This is a genomic window from Streptomyces mangrovisoli, assembly GCF_000974985.2.
Lineage (GTDB): Bacteria > Actinomycetota > Actinomycetes > Streptomycetales > Streptomycetaceae > Streptomyces > Streptomyces mangrovisoli.
Window position 1 is genome coordinate 15,731 of the sequence record NZ_LAVA02000023.1, and the last position, 19,658, is coordinate 35,388.

Consider the following 19,658-nt stretch of genomic DNA (forward strand, 5'->3'; position numbering starts at 1 on the left):
TCGGGCACCACATGCCCTGGCGTTTAGCGACTGGTCAGAACCCGGCGCGGACGCCCGGTTCGTCCGCTCAGAACAGCGCGCGGGCGAGCGCTCGCCGGGCCCCGATCACGCGCGGGTCCTCGGCCCCGACGACCTCGAACAGCTCCAGCAGCCGGCGCCGCACCTCGTCCCGGTCGTCGCCCGCGGTGCGCCGCACGGTCTCGATCAGCCTGCCGAACGCGTCCTCCACGTGCCCGCCGACCAGGTCCAGGTCCGCGGCCGCGATCTGGGCCGCCGCGTCGGCCGGCTTCTCGGCCGCGTCCCGGCGCACCCGCTGCGGATCCATCCCCTGCACCCGCTGGAGCAACTCGGCCTGCGCGAGGCCGAGTTGAGCCTCCGGGTGGCCGGGGTCCTCGCTCAGCACGTTCTGGTACGCCTGCACGGCGCCGGCCAGGTCACCGGCGTCGAGGGCCTGTACGGCGGCCTCCAGCAGGGCGTCGTACGGCCCGACCGGGATCTCCTCGGCCGGCGCCCCGCCGGGCTCGGCGTCCGGGTCGACCACCAGACCGGTCAGCCCGAAGCGCTGCTCGGCCACCTGCACGAGCTGGTCCAGGGTCTGCCGGATCTGCGCCTCCCCGGCGGCCCCCTGGAACAGCGGCAGCGCCTGCCCCGCCACGACGGCGAAGACGGCCGGGATCCCCTGGACCCCGAACTGCTGCATCAGCATCTGGTTGGCGTCGACGTCGATCTTGGCGAGCAGGAAGCGGCCGTTGTACTCGACGGCGAGGCGTTCGAGGACGGGGCTCAGCTGCTTGCAGGGCTGACACCACTCGGCCCAGAAGTCGATGACGACCGGTACCTCGGCGGACCGCTGGAGGACCTCGTGCTCGAATCCGGCCTCGTCGACGTCGATCACGAGGTCCGCCGGCGAGACGGCCCCTCCCCCGCCCTGCCGGGCCGCTTCGGCGCGCGCCTGCTCGGCCTTGGCCTTGGCCTCCTGGGCCGCCTTCACCGCGGCGAGGTCGACGACGCCGCTCATGGACATGTTCCGTGGCTGCATGCGTACATCCTCCCCCGTTACCGCGCGTGTGTGAAAAACGATGCGAGATGCGCTGGGTCCCCACCCGCGCCACACGCTCACCGCGCACGTCCTGCGCGGGCCTTTCACCCGTGCACGTCCAGCACGGGATGTCACCCGCGCGTGGTCGTACGCGGGCGGCTTCCGCCCGTGCATGGTCGGCACGGGCTTTCGCTACGAGTCGTAGCGTAATGGCATCCGGGGGTGCCGTGGAACGGTTCGGCGGTGATCTCCCTCACCAGCACACAGGACCGCCACAACTGATACCTCCCGTTATGGTCGGGGGATGCAGAGCCGCACCCCCGCCGCCCGTACCGGCCGCCCGCGCAGTGCCGCGGCGGACGCCGCGATCCTGGCGGCCACGCGCGCCGCACTGGTCGAACTGGGCTGGTCCAAGCTGACGTTGGGCGATGTGGCAACGCGCGCCGGGGTGGCGAAGACGACCCTGTACCGGCGCTGGGCGGGCAAGAACGAGCTCGTCGTGGACGCGGTCGCCGAACTCTTCGACGAGCTGGAGCTGCCGGACCGGGGCTCGCTGGCCGCCGATGTGGAGGGCGTGGTCCTCCAGTTCGCGGCGATCCTCGCCCGGCCGGAGGCAAAGAGCGGGCTGATGGCCGTGGTCGCGGAGTCCACCCGGGACGCGGCGCTGCGCGCGCGGATCCGGGGCTCGATCGTGGAGCGCCAGATGCGGCTGGTCCTGGAGGGCCGGGCGCGGGCGCAGCGGCGCGGCGAACTCGCCCTGGAGGGTGACCCGGCGGAGGCGGCCCGCACGGGGGAGCTGATCTTCGACATGGTGGCGGGGGCGGTGGTCCACCGGACGCTGGTGAGCGGCAACCAGGCGGACGAGGAGTGGGTGCGGGGGTTCACCCGCGTCCTGCTCCTGGGCCTGACGGCCCCGTCCGCGTAGCCTGCGGCCCTGATTCGTCTGCGGCAGCGTCGTGGCCGTTCGCGCAGTTCCCCGCGCCCCTGAAGGGGCGCGGGGAACTGCGCGGGCGGCCGTCCGGCGGCCCGAGCGGATCCAGTCGGCCCAGGCCGTCGCAGGGCGGCGCTAGAAGCCGGCCGGCTCCGTGTACACGCCCCACTCCTCGCGCAGCACCCCGCAGATCTCACCGAGCGTGGCCTCCGCCCGGACCGCGTCCAGCATCGGCTCGATCATGTTGGCCCCCGAGCGGGCCGCGGCCAGCATCGCGTCCAGGGACACCCGCACGGCGTCCTCGTCGCGGGCCGCCTTGCGCGCGGCCAGCACCCGCACCTGCTCCCGCTCCACCTCGTGGCTGACCCGCAGGATCTCCAGGTCGCCGGTGACCGAGCCGGTGTGCGCGTTGACGCCCACGACCCGCTTCTCGCCCTTCTCCAGGGCCTGCTGGTAGCGGAAGGCCGACTCGGCGATCTCGCCGGTGAACCAGCCGTCCTCGATCCCGCGCAGGATGCCCGAGGTGATCGGCCCGATGGGGTGCCTGCCGTCGGGGTGGGCCCGCAGCCCGCGCTCCCTGATCTGCTCGAAGATCTTCTCGGCGTCGGCCTCGATGCGGTCGGTCAGCTGCTCGACGTACCAGGAACCGCCCAGCGGGTCGGCCACGTTGGCGACGCCGGTCTCCTCCATCAGCACCTGCTGGGTGCGCAGCGCGATCTCGGCGGCCTGCGCGCTGGGCAGCGCGAGCGTCTCGTCCAGCGCGTTGGTGTGCAGCGAGTTGGTCCCGCCGAGCACCGCCGCGAGCGCCTCCACGGCCGTCCGCACGACGTTGTTGTACGGCTGCTGCGCGGTCAGCGAGACCCCGGCGGTCTGGGTGTGGAAGCGCAGCCACTGCGCCTTGTCGCTGCGGGCGCCGTAGACGTCGCGCATCCAGCGGGCCCAGATCCGGCGCGCGGCGCGGAACTTGGCGATCTCCTCGAAGAAGTCGACGTGCGCGTCGAAGAAGAAGGACAGGCCGGGCGCGAAGACGTCCACGTCGAGGCCGCGGGAGAGGCCCAGCTCGACGTAGCCGAAGCCGTCGGCGAGCGTGTAGGCGAGCTCCTGCGCGGCCGTCGAACCGGCCTCGCGGATGTGGTAGCCGGAGACGGACAGCGGCTTGTAGGCGGGGATGCCGGCGGCGCAGTGCTCCATCAGGTCGCCGATCAGGCGCAGATGCGGCTCGGGCTGGAAGAGCCACTCCTTCTGCGCGATGTACTCCTTGAAGATGTCCGTCTGGAGCGTGCCGTTGAGGACGGCGGGGTCCACGCCCTGGCGCTCGGCGGCGACCAGGTACATGCAGAAGACGGGGACGGCGGGGCCGCTGATGGTCATCGACGTGGTGACGTCGCCGAGCGGGATGTCCTGGAAGAGGACCTCCATGTCGGCCGCCGAGTCGATGGCCACGCCGCAGTGGCCGACCTCGCCGAGCGCGCGCGGGTCGTCGGAGTCGCGGCCCATGAGCGTGGGCATGTCGAACGCGACGGAGAGGCCGCCGCCGCCCGCCGCGAGGATCATCTTGTAGCGCTCGTTGGTCTGCTCGGCGTTGCCAAAACCGGCGAACTGGCGGATGGTCCACGTGCGGCCCCGGTATCCGGTCGGGTACAGGCCGCGGGTGAAGGGGTACTCACCGGGCCAGCCGATCCGCTCGAAGCCCTCGTACGTGTCCCCCGGTCGGGGCCCGTAGGCCGGCTCCACGGGATCGCCGGAGAGCGTGGTGAAGTCCGCGTCGCGCTTGCGCGCCGCGTCGTAGCGGGCCTGCCAGCGCCGGCGGCCTTCGTCAATGGCATGAGCGTCCATGCCCTCAAATTTACTTGGACGTCCTAGTAAATGTCGATGGCAAACCGCCGCGCATCACTCGCGCGACGGTCGAGGACGCCTGACGCGGGGCTTACGCCTTCGCGGCGACCGGCTCGGCGGGGGCCGCGACCCGGCCCTCCAGCTCCCGGCTGATCCGGCGCTCCACGAAGAACGCGGCGGTCGGGATGGTGCCCGCGAGCAGCACCCACAGCTGCTTGCCGACCGGCCACCTCGCCTTGGAGCCCAGGTCGAAGGCGAAGACGAGGTAGACGACGTACAGCCAGCCGTGGGCGATGGCGACGACGCGGGTGACGTCGGCGGCGCCGTCGATGTCCAGCCCGTACTTCGCGATCATGCTCAGGCACAGCAGGACCAGCAGCACACCGGTGGTGTAGGCCAGGACGCGGTAGCGGGTCAGCACGCTCTTTTTCATGCCGTCGAGCGTAACGGCCCGTTCCGGGAGATCTTGCCCGGGGCCACCGCCGACGCCGCGCGCCGCGCCGTTCACCCGCGAAGCCGTGCCCGCTCGTGCGCGAAGCCGTGCCCGCTCGTGCGTGAAGCCGTGCCTACTCGTCCGCGAAGTCGTGCGCCGCGACCCGCAGCGGGCGGAGCATCGCGAAGATCTCCGCGCACTCCTCTGCGTCGTAGACCCCGAGCCCGAAGTCCATCGCCATCAGGTCGCGGGTGGCGGCCTCCACCACCTCGCGGCCCTTGGCGGTGATGCTGGCGAGCGTGCCGCGGCCGTCGTTGGGGTTGGGGCGCTTGTCGACCAGACCGGAGACCACCAGCCGGTCCACGGTGTTGGTGACCGAGGTCGGGTGCACCATGAGCCGCTCGCCGATCTTCGACATCGGCAGCTCGCCGGCCTTGGAGAAGTTGAGCAGCACCAGCGCCTCGTACCGCGCGAACGTCAGTCCGTACGGCTTGACCACCGCGTCGACCTCGGCGAGCAGGATCTGGTGCGCGCGCATGATCGAGGTGATCGCGGCCATGGACGGCACGCTGCCCCAGCGCTGCTTCCAGAGCTCGTCGGCGCGGGCGATGGGGTCGAAAGGAAGACTGAGGGGCTTCGGCACGGCATCAGACCTTACCCGTCGGTCATATGCTGGTCAGCCCCGTCTCGGCTTTCGGTACGACGGCCTGCGCGGGCCCGTCCCTGCGGGCCCTGCGCGCCTCGGCCGCGAGCAGCGCGCAGCACACCGCGCCGAGCGCTCCGGCGCCCGCCACCGTGGCCCGCACCCCGGCGAACTCCGCCGCCACGCCCGCCAGCGCCATGCCGGCGCCCTGGATGGTCATCAGGCCCGCGCTCAGCAGGGTCATGGCGCGTCCGCGCAGCTCGTCGGGGACCTCCCGCACCAGCCACTGGTCCAGGCCCAGGGTGTACGCCGACCCGGCGCCCGCGACCAGCAGGAGCAGCAGCGAGCCGGTGAGGCCGGGGCGCAGTGCGTAGCCGAGGTAGGGCAGCAGGGTCAGGCAGACCAGCGGCAGCGCGATCCGTTCGCGGGTGGCGGGGCCGAGCCGGGCGCCCGCCCACAGTTCGCCCGCGATGGTGCCGACGGGCAGCGCGCACATCAGCAGGCCGAGCCCGGTGGAGCCGGCGCCGAGGCCGGCGGAGTAGGGCGCGGCGAGCGCCTCCGGAACCACAAGGAACATCGCGGGCACCCAGAACAGCAGCAGCAGCGAGCGCACCCCGCGGTCGGCGAGCACCTGGCCGGCGCCGGTCAGCGACTCCCGGACCAGGGCGCCGGAGCGGCGGGCCCGCGCGGGGCGGCGCCGGGTGCCCAGGCGCAGCAGGGCGGCCGAGGCGAGGAAGGTGCCGACGGTGATCAGCAGCGCGTGGCGCGGCGCGAGGACGGTGAGCAGGAGTCCGCCGAGGCCGTAGCCGGCCAGCAGCGCGCTCTGCGACACGATCCGCAGCAGCGAGCGGCCGAGGACGAACAGGTCGCCGTCGCCGAGGACGTCCGCGAGGGTCGCCATCCGGGTCCCGGAGAACACCGGGGAGACGACGGCGAGCACGCAGCGCAGGGCGAGGAGTACGGCGATGGGGGCGCCCGGCGCCGTCATCAGCGCGACCCCGGCCGCGCACACCAGGTCGCAGCCGACCAGGACGCGCCGGGCGGGCAGCCGGTCGGCGAGCCCGGCGAGCAGGGTGCCGCCGACGAGGTAGGGCAGGAAGCCCAGGGCGAAGGCGAGCGCGCTCATCAGCGGCGAGCCGGTGAGGTCGTAGACGAGGACCGAGAGGGCGATCTCGGTGACGACCGTGCCCAGCATGGACAGGACGTGGGCGGCGAAGACGGCGCGGAACTCGCGGACGGTGAAGAGGCGGGCGTACCCGGCGGGCGGCGCGACGGGCGCCGGTGCTGCGGCTGACATGGACGGCAGCGTGCCCGCGGGTGGGGCGGGGCCGTAGAGTTTCGGCTGTGGACGAATCTCCCCCCCCCGTGAGAGCCCCGCAGGACCGGCGCCCCCATAGGGGCGCGGGGAACTGCGCGACCAACCCCCACCGGCCCGCGGCCGACCGCCAACCCCGCCCCCCCCCACCCCCGGAGGGACCCGCATGCCGTCACGTCTCCACTTCGCCGAGGACGACTTCCTGCGCTGCCGCTTCGCGGTCTCGCCGCTGTGGGAGACGCAGCAGGTGGTGCGGACCCTGAAGCGGCCGGAGCGGCAGGGCTACCACACGGGCTGGCTGCGCCGGATCGAGGCGGCGGCCGCCGGGCTCGACCTGGCGCCGCTGTGGCTCCTGATGCCGCAGCCGGGGCACTGCCCGGACTGGCTGTGCCCGCCCGCGATCGGGGCCGCCGCCACCTTCGCCGAGGAGATCGCCGCGGTGCGCGCGGCCGACCCCGAGGCGGCCCGCGCCGACACCGCCCGTTCGCTCGCGGACACCCCGGGCGGGCTCCGGTCCCCGCTGGGGCGGGCGTGGCTGGCGGATCCGGCGCGCATGGTCGCAGAGCTGGCGGACGCGATGGAGGCGGTCTGGCACACCCTGGTCGAGCCGGACTGGCCGCGGCTGCGCGCGCTGCTGGAGGCGGACATCGCCTTCCACTCGCGGCGGCTCGCCGAGGTGGGCCTCGGCGAGCTGCTGCCGGAGATCAGCCCGCGCTGCGGCTGGGACGCGGGGACGCTGACCGTGCAGTGCCGCAGCGAGCACGAACGGCACCTGGGCGGCCGGGGTCTCGTGCTGATGCCGAGCGTGTTCGTCTGGCCGGACGTGGTCTCCACCTTCGAGCCGCCCTGGCAGCCGACGCTGGCCTACCCGGCCCGGGGCATCGGCGGCCTGTGGTCGACGCCCGCGGACCACGCCCCGGACGCTCTGGTACGGCTGCTCGGCCGCGGCCGGGCCGCCGTGCTGACCGCGCTGGACGAGCCCGCGGGCACCACCGCCCTGGCCGCACGCCTCGCCCTCGCCCCGTCGTCGGTCTCCGCGCACCTGTGTGTGCTGCGCGACGCGGGCCTGCTCACCTCGCACCGCTACGGCCATCAAGTGCTGTACGAACGCACGCCGTTGGGGATCGCGCTGGCGTCGGGGGGCTGAGCGGGGGCGCGCCTCGCGGGTCCGGGCGGCCGGGGCGTCCGGCCGGTCAGGGGCGCACCGTGCGGCGCAGATGGGCCCGGACCGCGCGCTGCGCCACCGGGCCCAGTTCGTCCAACGCGGCGACCAGGGCGCCCAGTTGTTCCAGTGCGTCCAGGCCCGCGTGGGCGCCGCCCGGGTCGACGGCCTCGTACAGCTCGATGCCGACGAACGACGCCGCCACCGCGCGGGCCAGCCCGGCGGGGTCGCTGAACTCGCCGAACGGGGTGGAGCCGAGCACCCGGGTCAGCACCTGCTCGATCTCGGCGATCCACAGGTCGAGCCCGGCGGCCGTGGCGGGGCCGAGCGAGGCGTGGGTCTGCGCGCCGGCGAGCAGCTGCCCGAGCAGGGTGACATGGCCACCGGCGCGCTCCTGTTCGTGTATCTCCCGTCCCACCGCGAGCAGTTCGGACAGCGAGGTGATCGCCGCCATCCGCTCGCGGTGGCGGGCCACGGACCGCTCGGCGCCGTAACGGCAGGCGGCGGCGAGGAGTTCGTCGACGGAGCCGAAGTGATAGAAGACCAGCGCCTGGTTGACCCCGGCGGCGGCCGCGACCGTACGGGCCGAGGTCTTGGCGATGCCCTGCTCGGTGAGCGTGCGCAGCGCGCCCTCCAGCAGCCTGGCCCTGGTCTCCTGCGACCTGGTGTCCGGAGACCTGGTGTCCGGGCGGCTCACGCGGACCGCACCGGGCCGCGCGGCAGCCGGGGCACTCCGGCGCAGGTGGAGGGGGTGCGCAGGCAGCGCCGGGCGGCCGGGGTGCCGGGCAGCGGCGGCGCGAACAGGGCGAGGCCGAGGGCGACCAGCGCGAGCGGCGGCGTGGCGAAGAAGAAGAGCGGGGCGAGGCTGCCGGTGAGCGCGAGGGTGCGTCCGTAGCCGAAGCCGGCGCAGGCGGCCGCGGCCAGCAGGGCGCGCAGCAGCAGTTCGGTGAGCCAGTTGCGGCGGGCGCGCTCGGGGGTGACCCCGCGCTCCAGCCACAGCCGCAGCCGGTCCAGGGACCAGGCCGTGGCCCAGACGATCAGCGGCCGTACGAGCAGGCGGTCGGCGAGGGCACCGGCCCGGCCGCCGCGGGGGGCGGTAGTCGTACCCGGTGAGGACGCGGACGGCGTCGCCGTCGGGGACGACGCTCCAGTAGCCGCGCCCCTCGGCGAGCGGGGAGAGCGGATGCGGGGAGCCGAGCCGCAGGGCGCAGGTGCGGGTGCCGTCGAGGCGGTCGTGCTCCTCGGCGAAGACCCCGGTCCCGTCGACGGTGAGGAAGGGCAGGACGCGGGTGGCGTACGTGAACCGGGTGGGCTCGCCGGCCGTGGGCGGGAGGTGCTCGATCGCGGTGAAGCGCAGGTCCCAGCGCGGGCAGCGCAGGGGGTCCTGGGTGCGGTCCCACAGTTCGTCGAGGTCGGCGCGGATGCGCGCCTCCGTGTAGAGCCTCATCGACGCGGCTTCGGCGTCCCCCATGTCCCCCGTGTCCTTCACAGCCCGATGTCAGGGCAGGAAGGTACACCGGTTTGAGCGTTCGCTCAAAGATCGGGTACGCGAGAACCCCGGCCCTGGGGACCGGGGTTCGGGGTCGCGCGCGTCGCGTGCGGCGGCGCGCGGGGTCGGGCGGGGCCGGGGTCAGGGGCGCCCGCGCTGTGCCCGCAGGTGTTCGGCGACCGGCTTCAGCGCCTTGTCCACCTCGGACAGCGCGTCCTCCGACAGCAGGTCGATGAAGTGCCGCCGTACGGACGCCACATGGTGGGGGGCGACCTTCTTCATCGTCTCCATGCCGTGCTCGGTGAGCACGGCGTACAGGCCCCGCCGGTCGGACTCGCAGTTCTCGCGCCGCACGAGGTCGGCGTTCTCCATGCGGGTGATCTGGTGGGAGAGCCGGCTCTTGGACTGGAGCGTGGCGGAGGCGAGGTCGCTCATCCGCATCCGCACGTCCTCGGACTCCGACAGATTCACGAGGATCTCGTAGTCGTTCATTGTCAGGCCGAAGGGCTGAAGGTCCTTTTCGAGCTGATACGTCAACAGCCTGTTGACCTCCAGGTGGGTGCGCCAGGCGCACTGCTCCGCATCGGTCAGCCAGCGCGTGGCCGTCTCGGTCTCCATGAATGAAGTCTACCTAAAAGGTTGAAAGGCGAACTAGTGAGAGTGGTGTGACTGCGCGCACGCGTTCGACGTCACACTCCGCAGACTACCGCTCACAGACCGAAGCGACGCTGGAGGTCTCCCAGCTGTCCGGGAAGACGCGGTGCGCCGCCTTGTTGTGGACGACCTGTGGAGGGCATGCCGGAACCGGGGATTCCGGGCTCCTGCGGGACCGCCCCCGCGAGCTGCTCGGGCATGAGGATCTCGGTGGACTGGAGCAGGACCGTGCCCGCCCCGACGAACTCGAACTGATGCTCCTCCCCGGAGGCCCCTCCGAGGCCCGTCATCGCACGTAGACCGCCCATCAGGCCCGTCATGTACCCATGGTCGTAGTGGTGGCACGGGGAGGGGCAGTCGGCCCAGCCCACGAGTGCCTGCGGGTCCACCCGGATCGGGGGCTCCAGGAACACCACCGGGCCGTTAGATGCGGCCACGAACTTTCCGGTTCCGATGAGGGTCAGAAAACCCGGCACGATCGACTGCTTGAGCGACAGACTTGGCTGAAAAGCGAGCAGATTGCCGGAGCGAATGGTCAGATTGCCGTCGTCGAGGTCGTAGGAGTTCACGTCGAAGGCCCGGTCGGCGAGGAGCATCTTGCCCGAGCCCTCCGCCACGACCCAGTCGCTCGCGTGCAGTGGCGAATGGAACGAGGTACGGACAAGTCGGTCGAGTCGCCCGTGCCCGATGCCCTGGAAGTCGATCCGCCCGTAGTAGGCGATCATCTTCCCCTTCTGCAGGAACCACTGGCCGCTCTTGAGCTCGACGCAGAAGGTGTACTTGTTCACGTTGTCGTCGGACGGCAGCGTCATGGGGTCGTGCACGACCGGCCCGCCACCGGGCCCCGATCCGCTCACCGGTCCTCCTCCGCCGCGTTCACAGTTTGTCCTCGGACGCCTGGACGTAGACCGTGCCGCTGCCGCTCAGCTCCAGCTGGAACGCCTCCCCCGAACCGCGCCCCACCATGTCGCGCCAGCCGAGCGCGCTGGACAGCTTGTTGCGTACGTCCCCGTGGTGGGCGACGTACGCCTGCGGGTCGACGTGGACCGGGCGCTGCGGGGTGATCGGGAGCTCGAAGACGCCGCCGTGCGCCATGACGGCGACCGCGCCCTGGCCCTGGAGGGTGGTGGTGAACAGGCCCTGGCCGGTGACCTGGCCGCGCACCATGCCCATGACCCCGCCCTGGGAGCCCAGGAACATCGTGCCCTGGCGCAGGGTGCCCTCGAAGGCGAGCAGCCGGTCCGCCTCGACGTGGAGGGTGTCTCCGCCGAGGCGGATCACGTGCACGTGGTGGCCGCCGTGCCCGAACAGGACCGTGCCACTGCCCTCGACGGTCATCAGGGGTGTGGCCTCGCCCGCGACCCGGCGCCCGATCATCGACATCAGCCCGCCCTGGCCGCCCTGGAGATTGGGGGTGAAGGACACCTCGCCCCGGTACGCGAGCATCGCCCCGCGCTGGCTGAACAGCCGCTGCCCCGGGACGACCGTCGCCTCGACCACCTTGGAGTTGAGCTCCCGGAAGGCCATGTCAGAGATCCCCCGCGATCGTGTTGCGCTCGCTGGGCTGGACGTAGACGAGACCCTCGCCCTCGAAGCGGATCTGGAAGGCCTCCCCGCCGCCCTCGCCGAGCAGGGTGCGGAACGTCACACCGGACTGGAAGGACTGGCGCACGTCACCCTGGTGGGCGATGTAGGCGCCGGGGTCCACGATCAGCGGGTACGCGGCGCTGACCCGCAGCACCACGGCGGGACCGTCCGACATGATCGCCGCCTGGCCGTGGCCCTCGACCGTCGTGGTGAACAGGCCGTTGCCCTGGGAGGCGCCGCGCAGACCGGTGAAGGTGGTCCCGGTGCGCAGCCCGGCGTCGGTGGCGAGCAGGTTGCTCGACTCGACGTAGAGCTTGTCGCCCTGGAGGCGCACGAGGTTGATCTCGGCCGCCCGGTCGGCGAACCAGCAGGTCCCGTGCCCCTTCACCTCCATCACCGTCATCTGCTCGCCGGTCAGGCGCCGGGTCACCATGCCCCGCAGCCCCTCGCCGCCGCCGCTCAGCTTCTTGAAGCCCATCTGCCCGTCGTACGCGACCATCGAGCCGTTCTTCGCCTTCACGGCGTCCCCGGTCATGTCGACGGCGAGCACTTTGCTGCCCTGGAGTCGGAACGTCGCCACGGTGTGACGTTAGCGGCGGGTACGGGTGACGGACAGACCCCGCTCCCCGGGGGTGGTCCGGGGTTTGTCACAATGGGCCGGAGTTTGTGCGTGCGTTCACAAACTGTCGACCTCCTCCCACCGAAGGTGACCTGTGGACCTCAAGACCGCCACCGCCCTCCGCCGCCTGCGCCTGGTGTCCGCCCCCGAGGCGGTGTCCTTCCTCGTCCTGCTGCTCTGCTCCGTGCTGAAGCGGACCACGGACTTCAACGCGGTGCCCGTGATGGGCGCGATCCACGGAATCCTGTTCATCCTGTACGTGGTCTTCTGGGCCGACGCCTGGAACCGGGCGCGGTGGAGCGCGGGGACCGCGGCGCTGTACTTCGTGCTGTCGGTCCTGCCGACCGGCGGCTTCTTCGCGGAGCGCAAGCTGCGCCGTGAGGCCGAGTCGGCGGTCATCGCGGCGCGGGCCCGCAAGGAAGGAGTCGTGAACGCATGATCGTCGCCTTTTCCGTGACGCCGCTGGGGGTCGGCGAGGACGTCGGGGAGTACGTGGCGGACGCCGTCCGGGTCGTGCGGGAGTCGGGGCTGCCGAACCGGACGGACGCGATGTTCACGTCCGTCGAGGGTTCGTGGGACGAGGTGATGGCCGTCGTCCAGCGGGCCGTCGCCGCGGTGGAGGCGCGGGCGCCTCGGGTCTCCCTGGTCCTGAAGGCGGACATCCGTCCCGGGGTGACGGACGGACTCACGTCCAAGGTCGAGACGGTGGAGCGCTTCCTGTCGGAGTAGTGCCGGCCGGTCGTGGTTGATCACGCAGTTCCCCGCGCCCCTGACGGGGCTCGGGTCCGCCCACCCAGGGGCGCGGGGAACTGCGCGAACGAGCCCCACGGCCCGCGGACGACCACGCGCCTCAAGCAGTCTCCGCGGAGCCCCCGGCCAGGGGCTGGGTCAGGCCTTCGACCAGTTCGTCCGCCGCGCGGTAGGGGTCCAGGTCTCCGGAGACGATCCGGTCCGCGAGCGCGCCGAGCCGCCGGTCGCCGTGGAGGTCGCCGATCCGCTCCCGCAGAGCCGTCACCGCGATCGCCTCCACCTCGTGCGAGGCCCGCGCCCGCCGCCGCTCCGCGAGCACCCCGTGCTCCTCCATCCACGCCCGGTGCTTCTCCAGCGCCTGAACGACCTCGTCGACACCCTCGCCGCGCGCGGCGACCGTCTTGACGATGGGCGGCCGCCAGGCGCCCGGCGCACGGGACTCGCCGAGCCCCAGCATGTGGTTCAGCTCGCGCGCGGTCGCGTCCGCCCCGTCCCGGTCCGCCTTGTTGACGACGTACACGTCACCGATCTCCAGGATGCCCGCCTTCGCGGCCTGGATGCCGTCGCCCATGCCCGGGGCGAGCAGGACGACCGAGGTGTCCGCCTGGGAGGCGATCTCCACCTCCGACTGGCCCACGCCGACCGTCTCGACGAGGATCACGTCGCAGCCCGCCGCGTCCAGCACCCGGATCGCCTGGGGCGCCGCCCACGCGAGGCCGCCGAGATGCCCGCGCGTGGCCATCGAGCGGATGTAGACGCCCGGGTCGGACGCGTGGTCCGACATCCGCACGCGGTCGCCGAGCAGCGCGCCGCCGGAGAACGGGGAGGATGGGTCGACGGCGAGCACGCCGACCCGCTTGCCCTGCCGCCGGTAGGCCGACACCAGGGCGGACGTCGACGTGGACTTGCCGACGCCCGGCGATCCGGTGAGGCCGACGACGTACGCCCCGCCGGTGAGCGGGGCGAGCGCCGCCATGACCTCCCTGAGCTGTGGGGACGCCCCCTCCACCAGGGAGATCAGCCGGGCCACGGCTCGTGGCCTGCCGTCCCTGGCCTGGGCCACCAGAGAGGAGACGTCCTGCATCACAGCTCCGATCACAGAGGAACGTAAAGGAAATCAGGCCCTGGGGACCCGCACGATCAGTGCGTCGCCCTGGCCGCCGCCGCCGCACAGCGCGGCCGCGCCGACCCCGCCGCCGCGCCGCTTGAGCTCCAGCGCCAGGTGCAGCACCAGGCGCGCGCCCGACATGCCGATCGGGTGGCCGAGGGCGATCGCACCACCGTTGACGTTCACCTTTTCCGTGGACACGCCGAGGTCCTTCATTGACTGGACCGCGACGGCCGCGAACGCCTCGTTGATCTCGACGAGGTCGAGGTCCGCGACGTCCAGGCCCTCCTTCTTCAGGGCGTGCAGGATGGCGTTGGACGGCTGGGACTGGAGCGAGTTGTCCGGGCCCGCGACATTGCCGTGGGCGCCGATCTCGGCGATCCACTCCAGGCCGAGCTCCTCGGCCTTGGCCTTGCTCATGACGACCACCGCGGCCGCGCCGTCGGAGATCTGCGAGGCGGAGCCGGCCGTGATCGTGCCGTCCCGGGTGAACGCGGGGCGCAGCTTGCCGAGCGAGTCCACGGTGGTGTCGCCGCGGACGCCCTCGTCCTTGCTGAACAGGACCGGGTCGCCCTTGCGCTGCGGGATCTCGACCGGGGTGATCTCGGCCTCGAACAGGCCGTTCTTCTGCGCGGCGGCGGCCCGCTGGTGCGAGAGGGCGGCGATCTCGTCCTGCTCGGCGCGGTTGATGCCGAGGCGCGTGTTGTGCTTCTCCGTCGACTCGCCCATGGGGACGTTGTCGAAGGCGTCGGTCAGGCCGTCGTGGGCCATCGCGTCGAGCATCTGCACCGCGCCGTACTTGTAGCCCTCACGGGACTTCGGCAGCAGGTGCGGCGCGTTGGTCATGGACTCCTGGCCGCCGGCCACGACGATGTCGAACTCGCCGGCCCGGATCAGCTGGTCCGCGAGCGCGATCGCGTCGAGGCCGGAGAGGCAGACCTTGTTGATCGTGAGCGCCGGGACGTTCATCGGGATGCCCGCCTTGACCGCGGCCTGGCGCGCCGGGATCTGCCCCGCCCCGGCCTGGAGCACCTGGCCCATGATCACGTACTGCACCTGGTCGCCGCCGATCCCCGCACGGTCGAGGGCGGCCTTGATCGCGAAGCCGCCCAGATCGGCCCCGGAAAATGACTTGAGGGAGCCCAGCAGCCTGCCCATGGGCGTGCGGGCCCCCGCCACGATGACGGAGGTCGTGCTGTTCGTTCCTGACATGAGGTGCGATCCCCTTTCAGCTGCACAGCTGAGGAGTGAACGAGGGTTTACTTCGAATGTACTGAGGAGTATTCGACCCGTCATCAAGCTGACGGTGTGATCGCTCGCACGTTGCGTAACCATCCCGGGCGCGCTGCACTGACTCCATGCTGACGCGAATCGACCACATCGGGATCGCCTGCTTCGACCTCGACGCCACCGTCGAGTTCTACCGGGCCACGTACGGCTTCGAGGTGTTCCACTCCGAGGTCAACGAGGAGCAGGGCGTGCGCGAGGCCATGCTCAAGATCAACGACACCTCCGACGGCGGCGCCTCCTACCTCCAGCTGCTCGAACCGACCCGCGAGGACTCCGCGGTCGGCAAGTGGCTGGCGAAGAACGGAGAGGGCGTCCATCACATCGCTTTCGGTACGGCAGATGTCGACGGCGACTCGGCGGACATTCGGGACAAGGGCGTACGGGTGCTGTACGAGGAGCCACGACGCGGCTCCATGGGGTCGCGAATCACCTTCCTGCACCCCAAGGATTGCCACGGTGTCCTGACAGAACTGGTCACTTCGGCGGCTGTTGAGTCACCTGAGCACTGACCCTCGTACATATGGGCCGGTAGGGTTGGGGGCGGTCGCCTCGCCCAGCGGGGTGACCGCATTCCGGGGTCCGGTTTCGGGGGGCGAGCGTCGGGGCGGCAGCCCATGCTCCGCCGACGATCTGACACCATTCCCCGGGGGCCCCGTCCGGCGGATGGACGGAGCTCGTTTGGACAGGCCCACGACCAGGGGACGGATGGGACCGCGCAGTGCGGGGCTACGAACGCCAGGAGCGAGAGCCGGCGGCTGACGTCGACCACCTCTCTCGGTTCGAGGCCGAGATGGATCGGCTGAAGACCGAGCGGGAGAAGGCGATCCAGCACGCCGAGGACCTCGGCTACCAGGTCGAGGTGCTGCGCGCCAAGCTTCACGAGGCGCGCCGCACCATCATGTCCCGGCCCGCCTACGACAGCGGCGGCGGCGACATCGGCTACCAGGCCGAGCAGATGCTGCGGAACGCGCAGGTGCAGGCCGACCAGTTGCGCGCCGACGCCGAGCGCGAACTGAGTCAGGTCCGGGCGCAGACACAGCAGATCCTTCAGGAGCACGCCGAGCAGGCCGCGCGGCTCCAGGCCGAGCTGCACGCCGAGGCCGTGGCCCGCAGGCAGCAGCTCGACCAGGAGCTCGCCGAGCGCCGGCAGACCGTCGAGTCGCACGTCAACGAGAACGTGTCGTGGGCCGAGCAGTTGCGCGCCCGCAGCGAGTCGCAGGCCCGCCGGCTGGTCGAGGAGTCACGCGCGGAGGCCGAGCAGGCGCTCGCCGCGGCTCGCGCCGAGGCCGAGCGGGTCGCCGCCGAGGCCCGGCAGCGGTTGCAGAGCGACGCCGAGGCGGCCCGCGCGGAGGCGGAGCAGCTGCTGCGCCGCGCCCGCACGGACGCCGAGCGGCTGCTGAACGCCGCCTCCACCCAGGCCCAGGAGGCCACCGACCACGCCGAACGGCTGCGCAGCTCGACGGTGAACGAGTCGGAGTCCGCCCGCCGCGAGGCCACCGAGCTGAGCCGCGCCGCCGAGCAGCGGATGGCCGAGTCCGAGTCGGCGCTGCGCGAGGCGCGCGCCGAGGCGGAGAAGCTCCTCACCGAGGCGAAGGACTCCGCGGCCAAGTCCCTCTCCAGCGCCGAGTCGACCAACGAGCAGCGCACCCGCACCGCCAAGGAGCAGGTCGCCCGGCTGGTCAGCGAGGCCACCAAGGAGGCCGAGGCCACCAAGGCGGACGCCGAGCAGGTCGTCGCGGACGCCCGCACCGAGGCCGAGCGGATCATCGCGGAGGCGGCGGAGAAGGCCCGTACGCTCACCGCCGAGGAGAGCGCCACCCAGCTGTCGAAGGCGGCGAGGACCGCCGAGGACGTCCTGGACCGGGCCGCCGAGGACGCCCGCAACACCACCAAGGCCGCCGGCGAGGAGGCCGAGCGCATCCGCCGCGAGGCGGAGGCCGAGGCCGACCGGCTGCGCGCCGAGGCGCAGGACATCTCCGAGCAGCTCAAGGGCGCGGCGAAGGACGACACCAAGGAGTACCGCGCCAAGACCGTCGAGCTCCAGGAGGAGGCGCGGCGGCTGCGCGGCGAGGCCGAGCAGCTGCGCGCCGACGCCGTCGCCGAGGGCGAGCGGATCCGCGCCGAGGCCCGCCGCGAGGCGGTGCAGAAGATCGAGGAGGCCGCGAAGTCGGCCGAGGAGCTGCTGGCCAAGGCGAAGGTCGACGCGGACGAGCTGCGCCAGGCCGCCACCACGGACAGCGAGAAGGTCCGCACCGAGGCGATCGAGCGCGCCACCACGCTGCGCCGCCAGGCCGAGGAGACCCTCCAGCGCACCCGGCAGGAGGCCGAGCGGCACCGCGAGGAGATCGTCGAGCAGTCCGAGGGCATCCTCGCGGACGCCGAGCGGGCCGCGCGCGAACTGCGCGAGGAGACCGAGCAGACGGTGGCGGCCCGGCTGGAGGACGCCTCCGACGAGCTGACCCGGCTGCACACCGAGGCCGAGGAGCGGGTGACCTCGGCCGAGCAGGCGCTCTCCGAGGCCCGTGAGGAGGCCGCGCGCATCCGCCGCGAGGCCGGCGAGGAGACGGAGCGGCTGCGCTCCGAGGCCGCCGAGCGGATCCGTACGCTGCGCGAGCAGGCGGAGACGGAGGCCGACCGGCTGCGCACCGAGGCCGCCGCGGACGCGTCCGCCTCCCGCGCGGAGGGCGAGAACGTCGCCGTACGGCTGCGTTCGGAGGCCGCGGCGGAGGCCGAGCGGCTGAAGACCGAGGCGCAGGAGACCGCCGACCGGGTGCGCGCGGAGGCCCAGGCCGCCGCCGAGCGCCTGGCCACGGAGGCCTCCGAGACGCTGGCCGCCGCCCAGGAGGAGGCCGCCCGGCGCCGCCGCGAGGCCGAGGAGCTCCTCGGCGACGCGCGGCAGGAGGCCGACCAGGAGCGCGAGCGGGCCCGCGAGCAGAGCGAGGAGCTGCTGGCGTCGGCGCGCAACCGCGTCGAGGAGGCCCAGACCGAGGCCGTACGGCTGGTCGAGGAGGCCGAGCGGCGCGCCACCGAGATGGTGTCGGCAGCCGAGCAGCACGCGCAGCAGGTGCGGGACTCCGTGTCCGGGCTGCACGAGCAGGCGCAGGAGGAGATCCAGGGCCTGAGGTCGGCCGCCGAGCACGCGGCGGAGCGCACCCGGCGGGAGGCCGAGGAGGAGTCCGACCGGGTCCGCGCCGACGCCTACGCGGAGCGCGAGCTGGCCACGGAGGACGCCAATCGCGTGCGCCGCGAGGCCCGCGAGGAGACCGAGGCCGCCAAGTCGCTCGCCGAGCGCACGGTCGCCGAGGCCATCGCCGAGTCGGACCGGCTGCGTTCGGACGCGGCCGACCACGCCCAGCGGGTGCGCACCGAGGCGTCGGACGCCATCGCGCAGGCCGACCAGGACGCCACCCGCACCCGCGCCGAGGCCCGCGAGGACGCCAACCGGATGCGGTCGGACGCGGCGACGCAGGTCGACACCCTCATCTCGGAGGCGCGCGGCGAGGCCGAGCGGCTCCAGACGGAGACCGCGCAGGAGGCCGAGCGGGTGCGGACCGAGTCGGTGGCCCAGGCCGAACAGCTGATCTCGGATGCCACCGGCGACGCGGAGCGGCTGCGGGCCGAGGCCGCGGAGGCGGTCGGCACGGCGCGCCAGCACGCGGAGCGGACGCGGATCGAGGCCGTACGGCGCAAGGCCGACGCGGAGGCGGAGGCGGAGCGGATGCTCAACGCCGCCCGCGAGGAGTCCGAGCGGACGCTGGACGAGGCCCGCAAGGACGCCAACAAGCGGCGCTCCGAGGCGGCCGAGCAGGTCGACACGCTCATCACGGAGACCGCGGCCGAGGCGGACAAGCTGCTCGCCGAGGCGCAGCAGCAGGCGCAGCAGGCCACCGCGGACGCCGAGTCGCAGGCCGACACCATGGTCGGCGCGGCCCGCAACGAGGCGGAGCGGCTGGTCTCCGAGGCGACCGTCGAGGGCAACACCCTGGTGGAGAAGTCCCGCACGGACGCGGACGAGCTGCTCGTCGGCGCCCGTCGCGACGCGACCGCCATAAGGGAACGGGCGGAGGAGCTGCGGGACCGCATCACCAGCGAGATCGAGTCGCTGCACGAGCGGGCCCGGCGCGAGGCCGCCGAGACCATGAAGTCGACCGGCGACCGCTGCGACGCGCTGATCAAGGCCGCCGAGGAGCAGCTCGCCAAGGCGCAGGCAAAGGCCAAGGAGATCGTCTCGGAGGCCAACTCCGAGGCGGGCAAGGTCCGTATCGCCGCCGTCAAGAAGGCCGAGGGGCTGCTCAAGGAGGCCGAGCAGAAGAAGGCCAAGCTGGTCAAGGAGGCCGAGGACCTCAGGGCCGAGGCGATCCACGAGGCCCGGGAGACGGTCGAGGAGGGCAAGCGCGAGCTGGAGACCCTCGTACGGCGCCGGCAGAACATCAACGCCGAGATCTCCCGTGTCCAGGACGTCCTGGAGGCGCTGGAGTCGTTCGAGGCGCCCGGTGGCGCCAAGGACGGCGGGGCCAAGGCCGGCACGACCGTGGGCGCGCCCCGTTCGGGCGGCAAGGCGGCGGACGGCTGACGCGAGCGGCCGTCCACGGGGGCGGAGGGTTTCCGTCGAAGCGTGCGGCTTACACGGAAGCGGGGGGTTTCCGCGAGAGCGTGAGGTTTCCGTGAGAGCGTGAAATTTCCGTGGGAGCGGGTGTTTCTGTGGTGATCCTTTGAGGCGGCTTCTGGGGCATTTGACCCGGTCTTTGGCAAGCTGTCCTACGGTGAGCCACTCAAAAGGGGTGTCATTCTCCAGATCAAAC

The 19,658-nt window shown here is 72.6% G+C and carries 18 protein-coding genes and 1 pseudogene; 6 read left to right on the plus strand and 13 right to left on the minus strand.

Annotation, left to right across the window (positions count from 1 at the left end):
• Positions 1-67 precede the first annotated feature (67 nt).
• Entirely contained in the window at positions 68-1,039 is a 972-nt protein-coding gene (locus tag WN71_RS11540; protein ID WP_046589812.1) for a tetratricopeptide repeat protein, read from the minus strand.
• Positions 1,040-1,343: 304 nt separating this feature from the next.
• On the opposite strand from WN71_RS11540, the gene WN71_RS11545 reads away from it, so the two are divergent.
• Positions 1,344-1,964: a TetR/AcrR family transcriptional regulator gene (locus WN71_RS11545; RefSeq protein ID WP_046589810.1), complete on the plus strand. Its 621-nt coding sequence runs from the start codon at positions 1,344-1,346 to the stop codon at positions 1,962-1,964.
• Positions 1,965-2,105: 141 nt separating this feature from the next.
• Here the strand turns inward: WN71_RS11545 and WN71_RS11550 are convergent, their stop codons facing one another.
• The 4 genes from WN71_RS11550 to WN71_RS11565 form a co-directional block, all read right to left on the minus strand.
• Positions 2,106-3,806, minus strand: a complete 1,701-nt coding sequence (locus WN71_RS11550) for a coenzyme B12-dependent isobutyryl-CoA mutase large subunit (RefSeq protein WP_046589807.1) — start codon at positions 3,804-3,806, stop codon at positions 2,106-2,108.
• 91 nt (positions 3,807-3,897) lie between these two features.
• Complete coding sequence (locus tag WN71_RS11555) at positions 3,898-4,239, minus strand: DUF3817 domain-containing protein (RefSeq protein WP_046589806.1); 342 nt, start codon at positions 4,237-4,239, stop codon at positions 3,898-3,900.
• Positions 4,240-4,372: 133 nt separating this feature from the next.
• The gene (locus tag WN71_RS11560) at positions 4,373-4,882 is read right to left on the minus strand and encodes a MarR family winged helix-turn-helix transcriptional regulator (protein WP_046589805.1); all 510 of its coding nucleotides are present in this window, start codon (positions 4,880-4,882) and stop codon (positions 4,373-4,375) included.
• 22 nt (positions 4,883-4,904) lie between these two features.
• Complete coding sequence (locus WN71_RS11565) at positions 4,905-6,179, minus strand: MFS transporter (protein ID WP_046589804.1); 1,275 nt, start codon at positions 6,177-6,179, stop codon at positions 4,905-4,907.
• A 184-nt stretch (positions 6,180-6,363) separates the two neighbouring features.
• Between WN71_RS11565 and WN71_RS11570 the strand changes: the two genes are divergently transcribed.
• Positions 6,364-7,344, plus strand: coding sequence for an ArsR/SmtB family transcription factor (locus tag WN71_RS11570; RefSeq protein ID WP_046589803.1), 981 nt, complete (start codon positions 6,364-6,366; stop codon positions 7,342-7,344).
• Between the two features lie 46 nt (positions 7,345-7,390).
• Here the strand turns inward: WN71_RS11570 and WN71_RS11575 are convergent, their stop codons facing one another.
• From WN71_RS11575 to WN71_RS11595, 6 genes and pseudogenes are all read right to left on the minus strand, one after another.
• On the minus strand, positions 7,391-8,056 hold the full coding sequence (locus tag WN71_RS11575; RefSeq protein WP_046589802.1) for a TetR/AcrR family transcriptional regulator: 666 nt from the start codon (positions 8,054-8,056) through the stop codon (positions 7,391-7,393).
• Positions 8,053-8,806, minus strand: a pseudogene (locus WN71_RS42655) (hypothetical protein). The gene WN71_RS11575 and the pseudogene WN71_RS42655 overlap by 4 nt, the downstream one beginning before the upstream one ends.
• Positions 8,807-8,989: 183 nt before the next feature.
• Positions 8,990-9,466 carry a MarR family winged helix-turn-helix transcriptional regulator gene (locus WN71_RS11580; RefSeq protein WP_046589801.1) on the minus strand — a complete coding sequence of 159 codons (477 nt, stop codon included), beginning with the start codon at positions 9,464-9,466 and terminating at the stop codon, positions 8,990-8,992.
• Positions 9,467-9,558: 92 nt separating this feature from the next.
• The gene (locus tag WN71_RS11585) at positions 9,559-10,314 is read right to left on the minus strand and encodes an AIM24 family protein (RefSeq protein WP_046589832.1); all 756 of its coding nucleotides are present in this window, start codon (positions 10,312-10,314) and stop codon (positions 9,559-9,561) included.
• A 64-nt stretch (positions 10,315-10,378) separates the two neighbouring features.
• Positions 10,379-11,029, minus strand: a complete 651-nt coding sequence (locus WN71_RS11590; protein ID WP_046589800.1) for an AIM24 family protein — start codon at positions 11,027-11,029, stop codon at positions 10,379-10,381.
• A 1-nt stretch (position 11,030) separates the two neighbouring features.
• On the minus strand, positions 11,031-11,669 hold the full coding sequence (locus WN71_RS11595; protein ID WP_046589799.1) for an AIM24 family protein: 639 nt from the start codon (positions 11,667-11,669) through the stop codon (positions 11,031-11,033).
• 133 nt (positions 11,670-11,802) lie between these two features.
• On the opposite strand from WN71_RS11595, the gene WN71_RS11600 reads away from it, so the two are divergent.
• Complete coding sequence (locus tag WN71_RS11600; protein ID WP_046589798.1) at positions 11,803-12,147, plus strand: DUF3817 domain-containing protein; 345 nt, start codon at positions 11,803-11,805, stop codon at positions 12,145-12,147.
• Positions 12,144-12,437 (plus strand): MTH1187 family thiamine-binding protein, encoded by a 294-nt coding sequence (locus WN71_RS11605; RefSeq protein ID WP_046589797.1) that lies wholly within the window; start codon positions 12,144-12,146, stop codon positions 12,435-12,437. Before WN71_RS11600 ends, WN71_RS11605 begins: the two co-directional genes overlap by 4 nt.
• A gap of 121 nt (positions 12,438-12,558) precedes the next feature.
• Here the strand turns inward: WN71_RS11605 and meaB are convergent, their stop codons facing one another.
• Together meaB and WN71_RS11615 are read right to left on the minus strand one after the other, a co-directional pair.
• Entirely contained in the window at positions 12,559-13,542 is a 984-nt protein-coding gene (gene meaB / locus WN71_RS11610) for a methylmalonyl Co-A mutase-associated GTPase MeaB (protein ID WP_046589796.1), read from the minus strand.
• Positions 13,543-13,575: 33 nt separating this feature from the next.
• Entirely contained in the window at positions 13,576-14,778 is a 1,203-nt protein-coding gene (locus tag WN71_RS11615) for an acetyl-CoA C-acetyltransferase (RefSeq protein ID WP_046589795.1), read from the minus strand.
• A gap of 146 nt (positions 14,779-14,924) precedes the next feature.
• On the opposite strand from WN71_RS11615, the gene mce reads away from it, so the two are divergent.
• The gene (gene mce, locus WN71_RS11620; RefSeq protein WP_046589793.1) at positions 14,925-15,365 is read left to right on the plus strand and encodes a methylmalonyl-CoA epimerase; all 441 of its coding nucleotides are present in this window, start codon (positions 14,925-14,927) and stop codon (positions 15,363-15,365) included.
• Between the two features lie 209 nt (positions 15,366-15,574).
• Positions 15,575-19,429, plus strand: a complete 3,855-nt coding sequence (gene scy, locus WN71_RS11625; protein WP_046589791.1) for a polarized growth protein Scy — start codon at positions 15,575-15,577, stop codon at positions 19,427-19,429.
• The last annotated feature ends 229 nt before the right edge of the window (positions 19,430-19,658 follow it).